This window comes from Thiopseudomonas denitrificans, from assembly GCF_002866065.1.
In the GTDB taxonomy this organism is placed as follows: domain Bacteria; phylum Pseudomonadota; class Gammaproteobacteria; order Pseudomonadales; family Pseudomonadaceae; genus Thiopseudomonas; species Thiopseudomonas denitrificans.
Genome location: NZ_LNJZ01000001.1, coordinates 1 through 17,479 on the forward strand (window position 1 = coordinate 1; position 17,479 = coordinate 17,479).

General features: G+C 60.5%; 10 protein-coding genes. 7 read left to right on the plus strand and 3 right to left on the minus strand.

Annotation, left to right across the window (positions count from 1 at the left end):
- Positions 1–259: 259 nt before the first annotated feature.
- On the plus strand, positions 260–1,993 hold the full coding sequence (locus AR306_RS00005; protein ID WP_101495503.1) for a sigma-54-dependent Fis family transcriptional regulator: 1,734 nt from the start codon (positions 260–262) through the stop codon (positions 1,991–1,993).
- 173 nt (positions 1,994–2,166) lie between these two features.
- On the opposite strand, the gene AR306_RS00010 is transcribed toward AR306_RS00005, so the two are convergent.
- Complete coding sequence (locus AR306_RS00010) at positions 2,167–2,454, minus strand: DUF2782 domain-containing protein (RefSeq protein WP_101495504.1); 288 nt, start codon at positions 2,452–2,454, stop codon at positions 2,167–2,169.
- 175 nt (positions 2,455–2,629) lie between these two features.
- On the opposite strand from AR306_RS00010, the gene polA reads away from it, so the two are divergent.
- The 5 genes from polA to AR306_RS00035 all read left to right on the plus strand — a co-directional run bounded on the left by polA (position 2,630) and on the right by AR306_RS00035 (position 12,315).
- Positions 2,630–5,359: a DNA polymerase I gene (polA, locus tag AR306_RS00015; RefSeq protein WP_101495562.1), complete on the plus strand. Its 2,730-nt coding sequence runs from the start codon at positions 2,630–2,632 to the stop codon at positions 5,357–5,359.
- A gap of 653 nt (positions 5,360–6,012) precedes the next feature.
- Positions 6,013–8,190, plus strand: a complete 2,178-nt coding sequence (locus tag AR306_RS00020; RefSeq protein WP_101495505.1) for a malate synthase G — start codon at positions 6,013–6,015, stop codon at positions 8,188–8,190.
- Between the two features lie 288 nt (positions 8,191–8,478).
- Entirely contained in the window at positions 8,479–10,419 is a 1,941-nt protein-coding gene (locus tag AR306_RS00025) for a putative nucleotidyltransferase substrate binding domain-containing protein (protein WP_101495506.1), read from the plus strand.
- Positions 10,416–11,117: a 3'-5' exonuclease gene (locus AR306_RS00030; RefSeq protein WP_240622441.1), complete on the plus strand. Its 702-nt coding sequence runs from the start codon at positions 10,416–10,418 to the stop codon at positions 11,115–11,117. Before AR306_RS00025 ends, AR306_RS00030 begins: the two co-directional genes overlap by 4 nt.
- A 79-nt stretch (positions 11,118–11,196) precedes the next feature.
- Entirely contained in the window at positions 11,197–12,315 is a 1,119-nt protein-coding gene (locus AR306_RS00035; protein ID WP_240622442.1) for a hypothetical protein, read from the plus strand.
- Between the two features lie 183 nt (positions 12,316–12,498).
- Here the strand turns inward: AR306_RS00035 and gshA are convergent, their stop codons facing one another.
- On the minus strand, positions 12,499–14,067 hold the full coding sequence (gene gshA, locus AR306_RS00040) for a glutamate--cysteine ligase (RefSeq protein WP_101495507.1): 1,569 nt from the start codon (positions 14,065–14,067) through the stop codon (positions 12,499–12,501).
- A 73-nt stretch (positions 14,068–14,140) separates the two neighbouring features.
- The gene (locus tag AR306_RS00045; RefSeq protein WP_101495508.1) at positions 14,141–16,459 is read right to left on the minus strand and encodes a Tex family protein; all 2,319 of its coding nucleotides are present in this window, start codon (positions 16,457–16,459) and stop codon (positions 14,141–14,143) included.
- Positions 16,460–16,740: 281 nt separating this feature from the next.
- Here AR306_RS00045 and ompR point away from each other — a divergent pair, with 281 nt between their 5' ends.
- Positions 16,741–17,457, plus strand: coding sequence for an osmolarity response regulator transcription factor OmpR (ompR, locus tag AR306_RS00050; protein ID WP_101495509.1), 717 nt, complete (start codon positions 16,741–16,743; stop codon positions 17,455–17,457).
- The last annotated feature ends 22 nt before the right edge of the window (positions 17,458–17,479 follow it).

The following is a 17,479-nucleotide window of genomic DNA, read 5'->3' on the forward strand; positions in this document are numbered from 1 at the left end:
TGTGCGTAGATCATGATGAATGCCTTTTTTGTTGTGGAGACGCCCTTGGTGCAGCAATGCCTGTACCAACTATAAAAGCTGCTTTTGCGACCAAAGTATTGTCTGACGACAGGCCGCACCAATACTGGCCGGTGCCGGGTGTGACCGGTTATCCGGCAAGGTATTTGTTATGTAAATGTCGACGGGGACTGGGTAAACTGTTCAAAAACCGGCAAACCTGCCTGTGCAGGTGTTCATTTTTTCAACAGGAGTACTCCTTGTGGACGGCTTCCTGCCCGACAAACTTGATGACTCGCTGATAGACAGCTCATGGCGACGCAGCCAGGGCCACGGGCTGCGGGCCGGTAGCCAGGCTGATTTGCGTTATCTGAGTCGTGGCCAGCTCAATAGCCGCAAGCAGCAATACCGGCAGGTGCTGGATCACCTGGAAGATTACACGGGTCTGTTCGAACGCTGGCCGGGCGGCAAGCAGAGCCGGCTGATTTTTGCCGACAGCACCGGCTCTATTCTGCACAGCAGTGGTTGCCGGAGCTTTGGCAGCAAGGCCAGCCGCCTCATGCTGGAGCCGGGCGCCTGCTGGGAAGAGGCAGCCATGGGGACCAATGCCATTGGTACCGCGCTGTTCCGGCAGGCTGACATGCAGGTGCTGGGGGCGCAACACTTTCTGCAGGCCAACCATGGCATCAGCTGCAGTGCCAGTCCGGTATTTGACCCGCATGGCCAGTTGCTGGGCGTGCTGGACATTTCCAGTGACAGAAGCCGGCACGGCCAGAGCATGATGCTGGGGGCGCGATTGCTGGCGCTATGCGTTGAAAACGCATTGATCGCCGACCAGGCAGACACACACTGGTTGCTGAATCTGGCAGCTGTCGGTGTACACATGCAGCAACCCTGGTCCGGGCTGGTGGCGCTAAATGAAGCGGGACAAGTCATAGGTGCCAACCGGATTGCCAGACAATGGTTGCCCGCCCTGCAGACGGAGCGCTTGCTGGCAGAGCTGGTACCTGGCCAGATTACCCGCTGGGGCAAGGGGAGTGCCTTGCTGACCCGCAAGGTTGCCGGGGGCAAGTCACGGCCCGCGCGGCTAGCCGGGCGGTTGCAGCCGGTAGCACAACCCGGCGTGGACTCCAGGGCGCTGGCATTGCTTAATGCTGGTATCAGCCTGCTGGTCCAGGGCGAGACCGGAGTGGGCAAGGATCACCTGATACGCCAGTTGCATGCGCACAGTCAGCGCCGCAAGGGGCCGCTGGTGGCGGTCAATTGTGGAGCATTGCCGGCGGAGCTGGTCGAGGCCGAACTGTTCGGCTATCAGGCCGGGGCTTTCACCGGCAGTGATCGCAACGGTCGGCTGGGTTATGTGCGTGCCGCCGACAAGGGCATTCTTTTCCTTGACGAGGTTGGCGAGTTGCCGCTGACGGCGCAAACCCGGCTGCTGCGGGTATTACAGGAAAAAAGTGTCACTCCGGTAGGCAGCCATGTGGCTGAGCCGGTTGATTTTCATGTGCTGGCTGCGACCAACCAGAATCTGCAGCAGATGGTGGCCGAGGGGCGTTTCCGGGAAGACCTGTATTACCGGATCAACGGATTTTTGTTGCAGTTGCCACCCCTGCGCGACTACGGCTTTACCGAGTTCTGTGCGCTGGCTGAGCGATTGCTGGCGCAAACCGCGAGCGCGCCAGTGATGAAGCCCGGCGAGCAGCTGTTGCAGCAGCTGTTTGCCTGCCCGTGGCCGGGCAACATCCGTCAGCTGAAACAGGCGCTGGAAGTGGCGGTGATACTGGCCGATGGCGCACCGCTGACACTTGAGCACTTTCCCGGCCTACAGCCGGCTGTGCGGCAGGACTCAACCGCAGGGGCGGTGCAGGGCAGCTTGCGGGAAAGAAACATCGCCCATGCCTTGCGTGTGCTCGACAGCCATCAGGGCAACGTCAGCGCCGCCGCCCGCGAGCTGGGCATCAGCCGCACCACGCTATACAGCTACATGAAAGAGTGAGCGGTGTAGGTGTTGGCCCCCTGTAGGTCCGGATTTATCCGGACAGAGCCCGACAACGCCGGGCCACATGGATGTGTGTGCGAATAAATTCGCACCTTGGGGCCGGGTTGCAGAATCCACATGTGCGCACAACAAAACGGCCAGGCACAGGCCCTGCAGGACCCCTCAAAGACTTACCAGGAATAAATCTGCCAGGACGGGATGCGCAGCTCGGGCTTACCGGAGTGGATGAAGGCGTCCTCGCCATCGGCACGCACCAAAAAGTATGGTTTACCCTTTTCCGGGATGACCTTGACCGCATACAGAAAACCGTTGATGCGGTATTCCTCGATGGTTTTGTCGCCCTGCTGGGTAATGGTCACTTCCGGCTCGCCGGCCGGATTGTCATCTGCCGCCAGGGCGGGAGCGGTGTTGAATGCCAGCAGCATGGCCAGCAACAGTGATGAAAGAATATTACGCATGGCAAAACCCTCCGGAGCGGCGAAAGCGCGACAGCCGGTGGCTGCCGGATGAAGGCGGGCAGGTCTGCACGCCGTGTTTCTAGTATAGTCTGCAACCAGCAGGCACGTCAGCAGCGTTTGTTTGCCGCACCCGCTGCGACTGCGCACCTATTCAATACAAGGGGTCAAACTCAAGATGTCGGATGCACCACTGGTTCTGGTTGATGGTTCTTCTTATCTGTATCGCGCCTACCACGCGCTGCCACCGCTGACGACATCGACGGGGCAGCCGACCGGTGCGGTCAAGGGCGTGCTCAACATGCTGCGCAGCCTGCGCAAGGATTATCCGGCCAGCGTCATAGTGGTGGTGTTCGATGCCAAGGGGCCAACCTTCCGCGACCACATGTTCGAGGAATACAAGGCCCAGCGCCCGCCGATGCCGGATGACCTGCGCAGCCAGATCGAACCGCTGCACCAGTGCGTGCAGGCGCTGGGTTTCCCGCTGCTCTGCGTGGAAGGTGTGGAAGCGGACGACGTCATCGGTACCCTGGCGCTGCAGGGCGGCAACAATGGCCAGCAGGTGGTGATCTCCACCGGCGACAAGGACATGGCCCAGCTGGTCACCGAACGGGTCACCCTGGTCAACACCATGTACCGCACCGCCACCGATATTGCCGCCGTGCACGAGAAATACGGTATTGGCCCCGAGCTGATCATCGATTTTCTCGCCCTGATGGGTGACAAGGCCGACAACATTCCGGGCGTGCCCGGGGTGGGCGAGAAGACCGCCACCGGCCTGCTGCAGGGGCTGGGTGACATGGATGCCATCTACGCCAATCTGGACAAGGTGGCGGAGCTGCCGATTCGTGGCGCGAAAAGCCTGGGTGCCAAACTGGAAGAACACCGCGATGTGGCCTATCTGTCACGTCAGCTAGCCACCATCAAGACCGATGTCGAGCTGGAAGGTTGCGCTGCCACACTGGCCATGCAACAGCCCGACTATGCGCAGCTGCGCGAGCTGTACCAGCAGATGGAATTCAGAAGCTGGTTGAACGAGGTGGAACAGGAAGCAGAAGAGGCCGGCGAACCGGTTGTAGCGGCTGAAGAACAGGCCGAGGCCAGCTACAGCACCTTGCTGGAATGGAGCGAGCTGGATGCCTGGCTGGAGCGTCTGCAGCAAGCGAAAATCTTCGCCTTTGATACCGAAACCACCAGCATCGATGCCCAGCAGGCGCAGCTGGTCGGCATGTCGTTTTCCATCAAGCCGGGCGAGGCCGCCTATTTGCCGCTGGCGCACAGCTACATGGGCGTGCCGCAGCAGCTGCCGTTCCAGGAAGCGCTGGAGCGCATGCGCCCGCTGCTGGAAAACCCCGACATCATCAAGGTGTGCCAGAACGGCAAGTACGACATCAACGTGCTGTACCACCACGGCATCAGTCTGCAGGGCGTCCTGCACGACAGCATGCTGGCGTCCTATGTGCTCAACTCGACCGTCACGCGTCATAACATGGACGACCTGGCGCAGCACTATCTGAACCGCACCACCATCCCCTTTGAAAGCATTGCCGGCAAGGGTGCCAAACAGCTGACCTTCGACCAGCTGGACCTTGCGATGGCCGCACCCTATGCGGCGGAAGATGCCGACATCACACTGCAGCTGCACAGCGCCCTGCAGGAAAGACTGGACGAGATCCCGTCGCTGGCCAGCGTCTATCGCGATATCGAGATGCCGCTGATGCCGGTGCTGGCGCGTATCGAGCGTACCGGTGCGCTGGTCGATGCCAACCTGCTGGGTCGCCAGAGCCAGGAGCTGGGCGACAAGCTGACCGCCATCGAGCGCGAGGTGTTCGAGATCGCCGGCCAGCCATTCAACCTGGCCTCGCCCAAGCAGCTGGGCGAAATTCTCTATGACAAGCTGGGCCTGCCGGTGCTGGCGAAAACCGCCAAGGGCCAGCCCAGCACCGCCGAAGCCGTGCTGCAACAATTGGCTGATGACGGCCATGAACTGCCGGTGCTGCTGATGGAATACCGCAGCCTGAGCAAGCTGAAAAGCACCTACACCGACCGCTTGCCCGAGCAGGTCAACCCGCGCACCGGCCGCATTCACACCAGCTACCACCAGGCGGTTACCGCCACCGGGCGGCTGTCATCCAGCGACCCCAACCTGCAGAACATTCCGGTGCGTACCGCCGAGGGGCGGCGTATTCGCCAGGCCTTCATCGCGCCGCCGGAGCACGTGCTGGTGTCGGCCGACTATTCGCAGATCGAGCTGCGCATCATGGCCCATCTGGCGCAGGACTCCGGCCTGCTGGAAGCCTTCCGTAACGACCGCGACGTTCACAAGGCCACCGCTGCCGAGGTGTTCGGCGTGCCGCTGGACGAGGTTTCCAGCGATCAGCGCCGCAACGCCAAGGCGATCAACTTCGGCCTGATCTACGGCATGAGCGCCCATGGCCTGGCCAAGCAGATCGGCACCGACCGTGTGGAGGCGCAGGCCTACATCGACCGTTACTTCGTGCGCTATCCGGGCGTGCTCGACTACATGGAGCGCACCCGCAAGCAGGCCGCCGAGCTGGGCTATGTCGAAACCCTGTTTGGCCGCCGCCTCTACCTACCCGAGATCAAGGCGAAAAACCCGATGATCCGCCGCGCCGCCGAGCGCACCGCGATCAACGCGCCGATGCAGGGCAGTGCCGCCGACATCATCAAGCGGGCGATGATCGAGATCGATGCATGGCTGCAGGGCTCCGGCCTGCGCGCGCAAGTAGTGATGCAGGTGCATGACGAGCTGGTGCTGGAAGTGCATCGAGACGATGTCGAAAAGCTCAAGGAAGGCCTGATCCCGCGCATGAGCGCCGCAGCCGAGCTGGATGTGCCCCTGCTGGTGGAAGCCGGAGTTGGCAATAACTGGGACGAAGCCCACTGACGTCCGGACAATTGGCATTCTGCGCTGTTGTAGGTGCGAATTTATTCGCACAATTGCGCAGCGTGACCGGGTTTCTTGTGGGTGCGAATTTATTCGCACAATAGTGCAGGGTGGCCGGATTTCTTGTAGGTGCGAATTTATTCGCACAATAGCGCCAGTTGTTCGTGTGCGAATGAATTCGCACCTACAGGTGTGGTGTTAAAACCGGCCTGCCCGTAATGCAACCCACCGCCATTTCGCTGTGACGGGAAGCGTGTTCAGGACAACGGTTTACAGGCCGGGCTTTGAATGTGCAGTTTTTCCGTGCCCGGGGTTTTCCGGCTATCTCAGTTTTTTGCAGAAAAATTGAACTTCTCCCGCCGGAGCTGTTCTCATCTTGTGTCTGCTTCTGGCAGACAGTTCTCTCCGAACAGATGCGATGAGTTAAGTTGGCAGATCCGCAGTGTTTTCCCTGTCACTGCGATCCTTGAACTCCGGACCACGCCACTCCCCCGGCGGTATCCGGAGTTTTTTTTGCCTGTGTTGTGTACTTAAGTCGCAGCTCTTATTTATCCCTGTATTTTTCGCTTCGTTCATGTAGTATGAAACACTTTGCACTACATGGCTTCCCGGCCATGTTTTTTGAGGCTTTCATAGCAGTGAGTGAGGCAATAATGACCGAACGCGTACAAGTAGGCGGCTTGCAAGTCGCCAAAGTCCTTTATGACTTCGTGAATGAACAGGCCATCCCCGGCACCGGCCTTGACGCCGGCAAGTTCTGGGAAGGTGCTGCACAGGTGTTCAAGGACCTGGCACCGAAAAATCGCGCCCTGCTGGAAAAACGTGACGCCTTGCAAGCAAAAATTGACGAGTGGCACCTGGCACGCAAAGGCCAGTCCCACGATGCAGCGGCATATAAAGCCTTCCTGCAAGAGATTGGATATTTGCTGCCAGAAGCAGCGGATTTCCAGGCCAGCACACAGAATGTTGACGAAGAAATTGCGAGCATGGCCGGCCCACAGCTGGTGGTTCCGGTAACCAACGCACGTTTTGCCCTGAACGCGGCCAACGCCCGCTGGGGTTCCCTGTATGACGCGCTGTACGGCACCGATGCCATCAGCGAGGAAGGTGGCGCTGAAGTCACCAAAGGCTACAACAAGGTGCGTGGCGACAAGGTCATCGCCTGGGGCCGCAACTTCCTGGATACCGCCGTGCCACTGGCTGCCGGCTCCCATGCCGATGCTGCCGGTTATCGCATCGAGGGCGGCAAACTGATCGTTGCCATGAAAGGCGGCAGCAACAGCGGCCTGCGCAACGATGCCCAGCTGATTGGCTATAACGGCGAAGCAGGTGCACCCACGTCCGTGCTGCTGAAGAACAACGGCCTGCACATCGAGATCCAGATCGATGCCAACAGCCCGATTGGCCAGACCGATGCCGCCGGCGTCAAGGACATCATCCTGGAAGCCGCCATCACCACCATCATCGACTGTGAAGACTCTGTCGCTGCCGTGGATGCCGACGACAAGACGCTGGTCTACCGCAACTGGCTGGGCCTGATGAAGGGCGATCTGGCCGAGAGCGTAACCAAGGGCGACAAGACCTTCACCCGCGCCATGAACCCGGATCGCGAATACACCGGCCTGAACGGCGATAAAGTTGTTCTGCATGGCCGCTCCCTGCTGTTTGTGCGTAATGTTGGCCACCTGATGACCAACCCGGCGATTCTCGACGAGCAGGGCAACGAGCTGCCCGAAGGCATCATGGACGGGCTGTTCACCGGCCTGATTGCCCTGCACAACCTGAACGGCAACACCAGCCGTGCCAACAGCCGCAAAGGCAGCATGTACATCGTCAAGCCGAAGATGCACGGACCGGAAGAGGTCGCCTTCGCCAACGAGCTGTTTGCCCGTATCGAAGACGTGCTGGGCATGCAGCGCAATACCCTGAAAATGGGCATCATGGACGAAGAGCGCCGCACCACCGTCAACCTGAAAGCCTGTATCGCTGCCGCCAAAGAGCGTGTGGTGTTCATCAATACCGGCTTCCTCGACCGTACCGGTGACGAAATCCATACCTCCATGGAAGCCGGTGCGATGGTGCGCAAGACCGCCATGCGTGGCGAGAAGTGGATTGCCACCTACGAAGACTGGAACGTGGACGTTGGTCTGGCCACCGGCCTGCCCGGCAAGGCACAGATCGGTAAAGGCATGTGGGCCATGCCGGACCTGATGGCAGCCATGCTGGAGCAGAAGATCGGTCACGTGAAGGCCGGTGCCAACACCGCCTGGGTTCCATCGCCGACTGCGGCCACCCTGCACGCCACCCACTACCACCAGTACGACGTGTTCGCCCTGCAGCAAGAGCTGAAGACGCGCCCGCACGCCAACCTGGACGACATCCTGACCATTCCGCTGGCCAAGGACACCAACTGGAGTGCCGAGGAAATCCGCAATGAGCTGGACAACAACGCGCAAGGCATCCTGGGTTACGTTGTACGCTGGGTCGAGCAGAGCGTCGGCTGTTCCAAGGTGCCGGACATCAACGATGTCGGCCTGATGGAAGACCGCGCCACCCTGCGCATTTCCAGCCAGCACATGGCCAACTGGCTGCGCCACGGTATCGTTACCGAAGAGCAGATTGTTGAAGCCATGAAGCGCATGGCCGAGGTGGTTGACCGTCAGAACGCCGGTGACCCCGAGTACCGCAACATGGCGCCGAACTTCGACGACAGCATCGGCTTCCAGGCCGGTCTGGAGCTGGTTCTTGAAGGTCGCGCCCAGCCCAATGGCTACACCGAGCCGGTCCTGCACCGTCGCCGCCGCGAGTACAAGGCCAAAAACGGCCTGTAATCGCCGGTTGCACATGCAGTAATCAAAAGCCGCCCGCAGTAATGCCGGCGGCTTTTTTGTGCCCGTGCGCTTTGCACCTGTAGGTGCGAATTCATTCGCACATGCTCTTATGCTGCCCGGCTGCGCCGGGCTTGTTCGAATAAATTCGAACCTACAGATACTCCTCGTACAAAAGCCGGCATGATCCCTGGCGGCACCAATATGATTTCAAAGCCTTGCAACTTACGTCCAATGGGGCGCGCTTTCATTGATGCGTAGCATGTCGTCGTTATGCGTGGAGGAAAGCCAATGAGCCGTCAGGATGCCTTTGCCAAGGCCGGTCGTGATGCTGTGCAACAAAACATTCAGGGTACGCTGGATTTTTTCCGGCAGTTTCCGCCGTTCGACGCCATGGAGCCCGCCGAACTCGGTCTGCTGGTAGAAAATTGCGTGCTGCGGTTTTATGCCCAGGGCGAGAGCGTGATCAGCCCGGCTGACGGCCCGGTCGAGCACCTGTACATCATCAAGCAGGGGCGGGTGTATGGCGAGCGTAGCAAGGGCCAGGACGTCGGTGACGAGACGATCTTCGAACTGGGTGTCGGCGAATGCTTCCCCATGGCCGCCTTGCTGGGTGAACGGGCGACACGCACCCTGCATACGGCGGACGAGGACACCTTCTGCTTTTTGCTGACCAAGGACGCCTTTGTCAAACTGATGTCACGTAGTGACACCTTCCGTGATTTTTGTGTACGTGGCATCAGCAGCCTGCTCGACCAGGTCAACGTACAGGTACAGAACCGCGCAGCAGAATCCCTCGGTTCGCAGATTTCCATGGATACACCACTGTCCCAGCTGTCATCGATGCGCGAGCCGGTCACCTGTCCGGCATCGACTCCGCTGCATGAAGCGGTCCAGACCATGCATGAAGCCCAGGTTGGCAGCATCATGATCGCCAACGAACTGCTACAGCCTCAGGGCATCTTCACCCTGCGTGATCTGCGCCGGGTGATTGCCGATCCCAATACCGACCTGCGCCAGCCGATGCAACAGGTCATGACCCCGAATCCGTTCAGCCTGTCACCGGACGCCACCGCTTTTGATGCCGCCCTGGCGATGACCGAGCGGCACATTGCCCATGTCTGTCTGGTGCGTGACGGCAAGCTGGTCGGCATGGTATCCGAGCGTGACCTGTTCTCGTTACGCCGGGTCGATCTGGTCAGTCTGGCCCGTACCGTGCGTACCGCGCCCAGTCTGGAAAAGCTGGTGCAGATGCGCCAGGACGTGAAAGCGATGGTTGAGCGCATGATTGCCCATGGTGCCAGCCCCGAGCAGGTAACCCGGCTGATCACCCTGCTTAACGATCACACCAGCTGCCGGATCATCGAGCTAGTGCTGGAAAAACACGGCAACCCGGACATCAAATTCAGCTGGATGGTGTTTGGCAGCGAGGGTCGCAAGGAACAGACCCTGCATACCGACCAGGACAATGGCATCCTGTTCGAGGCGGCCAGTATCGAAGAGGCCAATGCAATCCGCCAGAAGCTGTTGCCGATCGCCCGCGAGATCAACGTGGCGCTGGATGATTGTGGTTTTACCCTGTGCCGGGGCAACTTCATGGCCGGCAATGCCGAGTTCTGCCTGTCACGCCGGGAGTGGCTGGTCCGTTACCAGAAAATGATGCGCGACGCGACCGCACAGAACATGCAGTTTGCCGGTGTGCACTTTGACCTGCGCTGTATTTGGGGGCCGGAGCAACCCTGTGTCGAGCTGCACCGCCAGGTGGTTGCCATGGTTGCCGCTGATAGCGTCTTCCAGCGTGTGCTGGCGGAAAGCGCCCTGCTCAACCGCCCGCCACTGGGCGGGCTGTTCCGCAATTTCACCCTGAGCAAGAAGGGTGCCGAAAAAGACAGCCTCGACCTCAAGGTCAAGGGGCTGGCACCCTTTGTCGAAAGCATGCGGGTGCTGGCCCTGAGCCAGGGTATCGAAGCCACCAGTACGCTGGAGCGCATCCGCCAGCTGGTGGGGCGTGGCATCATCGACCGGCTGGATGGCGACGCTTATGCCGAAGCCTATCATTTCATCCAGCTGATCCGCATGCAGCAGCATCACCAGCAGGCAGCCCAGGGGCTGACCTATAGCAACCTGATCTACCCGGACGAGCTCAACACTCTGGACCGCAGGATCTTGCGCGAGTCGTTCCGTCAGGCGCAGCGAATCCAGAACAGCCTGGCGCTCAGGTACCAGCTGTGAGCCTGCTCAAGTGGTTGTTCCGTCGTCCCGAAGTCAACCAGCAGGACCAGCAGCGCTTGCAGGCATTGCCGGCGGCAGCGATGCCGGGCGAGCAATTGTTGACGCAGCAGCGTTTTGTGGTGGTTGATCTTGAGGCGACCGGCCTGCATACCGGGCGGGACAAGATACTGTCGATTGGCGCGGTTACCGTAGAGCACAACGGCATCGCGATGGGCCAGCAGTTCGAGCGTACCCTCAAGCGCCGTGAGGTCAAGGTCAACGAGGCGGTGCTGATTCATCAGATCGCGCCCAGCGAGCTGGCCACCGGCATTCGGCCCAAGACCGCACTGCTGGATTTTCTTGAATTTGTTGATGATTGCCCGCTGGTGGCGTTTCATGCCGGTTTTGACCAGCGTCTGCTGCAGCGGGAATTGAGGGACTTTTTTGGCTACAACTTCAAGCATCCCTTCTTTGATCTGGCCGAGGTTGCACCGCTGCTCAATCCGGATCACTGCATGCGCCAGCCGCGCATGGATGACTGGATCGACTACTTCAAGCTGAACGTGATGCAAAGGCACAATGCAGCAGCGGATGCGTTGGCCACCGCCGAATTGCTGCTGATTTTCATCAACCAGGCACAGAAACAGGGAATCCTGACCCTCAAGCAGCTGGACACAGCCTTGCATAACTGGCGCCGGCGCCAGGGCAGCAGCATGTAATCAGCCTGTATTTTTTCTCCGGCCTGCCGATAACCTGATGCGAGAATGATATCAGGGCAATGCCCCAGAGGTTATGGCAATGCACATAGTTGCCAGTGACGGATTGCAGTTCCGTACCGAACATTCCAAGGTGTTTGGCCGCGAAGTCAGTGAAACGCTGGACTTCAGCAGCGGCAACCAGCGGATTCAATACCAGCGCCACGAGCGGGAAACCTTTGCCAGTGCCGAGTTGCGTGAAGCCTCGGTCAGTTTCGGCGAGCCGAAAATTTCGCGGCAGGCGCTTGAGCGCTATGCCGACAGCCTGCCAGCGGCTAGTGCCAGCACTGAAGAAGAAAATCTGCTTGATTTTGATCTGGATGAGGCCGAGCTGGGAAACCTGCGCCTGTTGTTGGCCGCTCTGGCACGGCTTAATGGCGAGTTTGAGCGCTTTGCCGGCATGTACGAAAGCGCCGTCAGCAGCCATCAGCTGGGAGCCTCACTGGGCTCTGCTGGCAGCACGGCAGCTGTTGCGCCTGCCGCACGGGGTGGTGCGCCAGGCGCATCCCTGAGCTACGACTACCACGTCACCCAATGGCAGGAAGAACAGCTCAAATTCAGCGGCTCGGGGCAGGTAACCACCGCAGACGGCCGCACCATCGATATGAGCCTCGAGCTGCAGATGCAGCACAGCCAGTACAGTCACGAATCGGTCAGCATCCGCGCCGGTGCCCGCCTGCAGGACCCTCTGGTCATCAACTATGGTGGTAATGCCGTCGGCCTGACCAGCCAGACCATGCAGTTCGATCTGGATGCCGATGGCCGCAAGGACACACTGGCGATGCTGGCCAATGGTAGCGCCTACCTTGCGCTGGACAAGAATGGCAATGGCAAGATTGACGATGGCCGTGAACTGTTTGGTGCCATCACCGGCAATGGCTTTACCGAGCTGGCTGGCCATGACGATGACGGCAACGGTTTCATCGACAGTGGTGATGCGGTATTCGAGAGCCTGAAATTGTGGATTCCCGACCAGAACGGCCAGGGCCGGCTGATCGGCCTGAAGGAAGCCGGCATCGGCGCACTGGCGCTAAAGCATGCCGAAGGCGGCTTTGACCTGATTGCCAATGGCGAGCTGCAGGGCCAGGTGCGTAGTACCGGGCTATTCCTCTTCGAAGACGGCCGGGTCGGCAGCATGCAGCAGATTGACCTTGTGATGTGAGATCCGTAGGTGCGAATTTATTCGCACACCCGCACAACGTCATGTGTGCGAATGAATTCGCAGTTGCGTGCGGCTGCCGGGATATTGTTGTAGGTACGAATTTATTCGTACATGAAAGCGGCTCGCCGGTACTGTGCGAAGGCGGCTCGCTGGTATTGTGCGAATGAATTCGCACCTACATTTTTAGCCCCACTGTTCCATGTATTGGTCAAAATCCATCTGTGGCTCGGCCTCGATGGCCTGCTGGGCGGCGATGGAATCGGTTGCCAACTGGTGATAACGGGCCCGAATATCCTCGTCCAGCGGCATGCTGCGCAACCGGTCGGCATGCTCGCGGCTCAGTTGCAGGGCCAGCTCGGCAAAGCTGCAGTTGCGCTGGCGCATGTTTTCCAGCACCTGTGCCGAAGGCGTCAGGCTGGCATCGTCCAGTCGCGCCCGCAGCGGCGCCAGGCTCTGCACGTGCCCGTCGGTGCCATAGGCGCGGTCGAGCAGTTCGGCACAGGGCTGAATGGCATCCAGCAGCTGCTGTCCCCAGTCCGCCAGCGCCACTGGCTGGCCATTGTTGTCCACCAGTTGCAGGCCCGGCTCGCGGCCACGGTTGACCACATCCATGAAGTTCTGGCGGATCTGCGGGCAATCGTTGCCAGCCAGCAGCGGGCTGTCCTCCAGGGCGCAATACAGCAGGAAACTGTCCATGAAGCGTGCCTGCTCAAGGTCGATGCCCAGCGGCAGGAAGGGGTTGATGTCGACGCAGCGGGCTTCCACGTACTGGATGCCGCGCTTGATCAGCGCCTCCACCGGACGCTCGTCACCCTCGGTGATGCGCTTGGGACGGATGGTCGAGTAGTACTCGTTCTCGATCTGCAGGATGTTGGTGTTGATCTGCTGCCACTGCCCGTCGGCATCATGGGTGCCCATGGCGACATAGCCGGGGTAGGGGGTGCTGACGGCCTTGAGCAGGCTGTCGGTGTAGTTCTGCAGGTTGTTGTAGCAGGGCGTGATGCCGGCCTGGGCGTTGCTCTGGTAGCCCAGATCGCTCATGCGCAGGCTGGTGGCCCAGGGCAGGTAGAAGGTCTCGTCATCGAAACGCTCGAGCTTGTGCCCGGGAATGTCGCGTACAAAACTGGCATCCACCGCCGGCGAGGCGCCGAACAGGTACATCAGCAGCCAGCTGTAGCGGCGGAAGTTGCGCGTCATGGCGATGTAGCGTTCGGACTGGTAGTCCTGCAGTGATTGCGCGTCACCGTCGGCCTGCTGCAGGCGCGCCCACAGCTGTTCGGGAATGGAGAAGTTGTAATGGATGCCGGCAATGCACTGCATGGTCTTGCCATAGCGCAGCGCCAGGCCGAGACGGTACAGATACTTGAATTTGCCAACCGTGGAGTCGCCATAACGGGCGATCGGGATATCCGCTTCCGGTGGCAGCCGGCAGGGCATCGACGGGCTCCACAGCAGCTCCTCACCCAGCACGCTGTGAGTGAAACGGTGGATCTGCTCCAGCTCGTCCAGTGTGGTGGCCGAGTCCGGATAGGCTTTGGTGATGAATTCAAGCAGGGGCTCGGCGTAGTCGGTGGTGATGCTGGCGTGGGTCAGGGTGGAGCCCAAGGCGGCCGGATGGCCGGTCAGGGCCAGATCGCCGTTGCCGGTCACGCGCAGGGATTCGCGCTCGATGCCATGCAGGCAGCCGCGCAGCAGTGGGGTGATGTCGCTTTGCTGCAGCAGCTGCAGACGCTGGGAATAGGTGGAATGCAAAGGAACTTCCTCGAATCACTACGGTGCCGGCTGCCACTGTACCAGCGAAGTGCTGCAGTGACAGCCGTGGCGGTTATTTTTTCTTGATTTTTCCGGCGTTGGCGAACAGTGAGGCCATGGTGCCGCCACCACTGTTTTTGTCGCTGGCGGGACGTGTGCGCGGGCTCTCGTTGCGCTGCCGGTTCTCGCGGGGAGGTCGCTGTGACGGGCTGTTGCGCGACTCGCCGGGCTCGTCCGACAGGCGCATGCTCAGAGCGATGCGTTTGCGTGGAATGTCCACCTCCATCACCCTGACCTTGACGATGTCGCCGGCCTTGACCACCGTGTGCGGGTCCTGCACGAAGCGGTCAGCCAGAGCCGAGATATGTACCAGACCGTCCTGATGCACGCCGATATCGACAAAGGCACCGAAGTTGGTGACGTTGGTGACCACGCCCTCCAGCAGCATGCCGGGCTTCAGGTCTTTCAGATCCTCGACGCCATCCTGGAAGGCGGCGGTCTTGAACTCGGGGCGCGGGTCGCGGCCGGGCTTGTCCAGCTCGGCCAGAATGTCGGTGACGGTGGGCAGGCCGAAGCTTTCGTCAGTGAACCGTTTTGGATCGAGCTGCTTCAGAAACGCCGAATCGCCAATCAGCGAACGGATGTCACGCCCGGTATCCTCGGCAATGCGCTTGACCAGCGGATAGGCTTCCGGGTGCACGGCGGAGGCATCCAGCGGGTTGCTGCCGTTCATCACGCGCAAAAAGCCCGCCGCCTGCTCAAAGGTCTTTTCGCCCAGCCGGGGCACCTTTTTCAGCTGGCTGCGGCTGGTGAAAGCGCCGTTGGCATCGCGAAACTCCACTATATTGTTGGCCAGTGTGCTGTTCAGACCGGAAATACGGGTCAGCAGCGCCGCCGAGGCGGTGTTCACATCTACCCCCACGGCGTTCACACAGTCCTCCACCGTGGCATCCAGCGACCGGGCCAGCTGCACCTGTGACACATCGTGCTGGTACTGGCCTACACCAATGGATTTGGGGTCGATCTTGACCAGCTCGGCCAGCGGATCTTGCAGGCGACGGCCAATGGACACCGCACCGCGCAGCGAAACGTCCAGCTCGGGAAATTCCTTCGCCGCCAGCTCGGAAGCGGAATACACCGAAGCTCCAGCCTCGCTGACCATGATTTTCTGCATGCGTAGCTGCGGCATGCCCTTGACCAGTTCGCCCGCCAGTTTGTCGGTTTCGCGGCTGGCGGTACCGTTGCCGATGGCGATTAGCTCCACCTGATGCTGCTGGCACAGTGCGCCCAGCGTAGCCAGACTCTGGTTCCACTTGTTCTGGGGTGCATGGGGGAAAATGGTATCGGTGGCCAGCAGCTTGCCGGTCTCGTCCATCACCGCCACCTTGCAGCCGGTACGCAGGCCGGGGTCGAGCGCCAAAGTGCGGCGTGGACCAGCTGGGGCGGCCAGCAACAGGTCGTGCAGGTTACGGGCGAATACGCTAATGGCTTCGGTCTCGGCCTGCTCGCGCAGGCTGCCGAACAGGTCGGTTTCCAGATGGGTGGACAGCTTGATGCGCCAGGTCCAGCGCACCACCTCGGCCAGCCAGGCATCGGCGGGACGGCCGTGGTTCTCGATACCAAACTGTTTGGCGACCATCGCTTCACAGGGATGCATGATGGCGTCCGGCTCGCCCAGTACCAGCGACAGGCTGAGGATGCCCTCGTTGCGGCCACGGAACATCGCCAGCGCGCGGTGTGATGGCACCGACTTGAGCGGCTCGTCATGCTCGAAATAGTCGGCAAATTTGGCACCTTCCTGCTCCTTGCCGGTAGCCACACGGCTGCTCAGCCTGGCATCGCTGTGCAAGGTGTTGCGCAGGCGCTCCAGCAGATCGGCGTCCTCGGCAAAGCGCTCCATCAGGATGTACTTGGCACCTTCCAGCACGGCTTTCACATCGGCAAAGCCGTTGTCGGGCTGGATGAAGCGTTCGGCTTCGGTCTCGGGGTGCAGGGTCGGGTCGGCAAACAACGCATCGGCCAGCTCGCCCAGACCGGCTTCCAGCGCGATCTGGCCCTTGGTACGACGCTTTTTCTTGTAGGGCAGGTAAAGGTCTTCCAGGCGCACCTTGGTGTCGGCGGCAAGAATGTCGTTTTTCAGCCCGGGGGTCAGCTTGCCCTGCTCGTCGATGCTGGCCAGAATGCTGACGCGGCGTTCTTCCAGTTCGCGCAGGTAGCGCAGCCGCTCTTCCAGCGTGCGCAGCTGGGTATCGTCCAGGCTGCCGGTGACTTCTTTGCGGTAACGGGCGATGAAGGGCACGGTCGAGCCTTCGTCCAGCAATGCTACTGCGGCGGCCACATTGCGGGTGACCACGCCCAGCTCTTCGGCGATTTTGGCATTGATGTCGAGCATGAAAAACCTGTGTGTCAGAACGAAACCGGCAATTATAGGCCAGCCCCGGGGTTTTGAGTAGCAACAACCGGGGCCGGGCAGTTTGCGCAGGGTGGCAACCGGCGGGGCACCCGGGTGACTCAATCGATGCTCCGGGCGAGTGGACATGAGCCATTTACCGGCCTGTAAGATTTGCTAACAAAGGTTGCTGCCGGACACTGCCTGTTTGCAGGCATAATTGTTCCTTTTATAGCCGGAAGGCCGGACGATTTGCGGGCTGGCAGTACTATTGAGGGCGTAACATGAGCGACGGTGAAAAAATCCTGATCGTGGATGACGATGCACGTTTGCGCGGTTTGCTGGAGCGCTTTCTGGACGAGCATGGTTATCGTGTGCGCAGCGTCGAGAATGTAGGGCAAATGGAACGCATCCTGCAGCGCGAACACTTCAATCTGCTGGTGCTGGACCTGATGCTGCCCGATGAGGACGGGCTCTCCGCCTGCCGCCGTTTGCGCGCATCCGGCAACCGCATTCCGGTCATCATGCTGACTGCCCGGGGTGATGAGTCCAGCCGTATCGAGGGGCTGGAGCTTGGTGCTGACGACTATCTGGCCAAGCCGTTCAACCCCCGCGAGCTGCTGGCACGAATCCGCGCCGTGTTGCGACGGCTGGAGAACGACGTGCCGGGCGCGCCGACCACCAGCGAGCAGGAAGTCACCTTTGGCGAATACCGGCTGTCGCTGTCCACACGCGAACTGCACAAGGGTGATGACTCCCCCTACATGTTGACCACTGGCGAATTTGCCGTACTCAAGGTGCTGGTGCAGCACCCGCGTGAAACCCTGAGCCGTGATAAACTGATGAACCTGGCGCGCGGCCGCGAATGGGATGCGCTGGAGCGCTCGATTGACGTGCAGATTTCCCGTCTGCGCCGGGTCATCGAGCCCGACCCTTCAAGGCCGCGCTATATCCAGACTGTCTGGGGCGCGGGCTATGTCTTTGTGCCCGACGGAGACTGACCCTTGGTCGTCTGGTATCCGC

Excerpts from the sequence above, each read along its gene's own strand:
- AR306_RS00010 (WP_101495504.1), bottom strand. The coding sequence starts at position 2,454 with ATGCGTAATATTCTTTCATCACTGTTGCTGGCCATGCTGCTGGCATTC.
- polA (WP_101495562.1), top strand. The coding sequence starts at position 2,630 with ATGTCGGATGCACCACTGGTTCTGGTTGATGGTTCTTCTTATCTGTAT.
- AR306_RS00020 (WP_101495505.1), top strand. The coding sequence starts at position 6,013 with ATGACCGAACGCGTACAAGTAGGCGGCTTGCAAGTCGCCAAAGTCCTT.
- AR306_RS00025 (WP_101495506.1), top strand. The coding sequence starts at position 8,479 with ATGAGCCGTCAGGATGCCTTTGCCAAGGCCGGTCGTGATGCTGTGCAA.
- AR306_RS00035 (WP_240622442.1), top strand. The coding sequence starts at position 11,197 with ATGCACATAGTTGCCAGTGACGGATTGCAGTTCCGTACCGAACATTCC.
- AR306_RS00045 (WP_101495508.1), bottom strand. The coding sequence starts at position 16,459 with ATGCTCGACATCAATGCCAAAATCGCCGAAGAGCTGGGCGTGGTCACC.
- ompR (WP_101495509.1), top strand. The coding sequence starts at position 16,741 with ATGAGCGACGGTGAAAAAATCCTGATCGTGGATGACGATGCACGTTTG.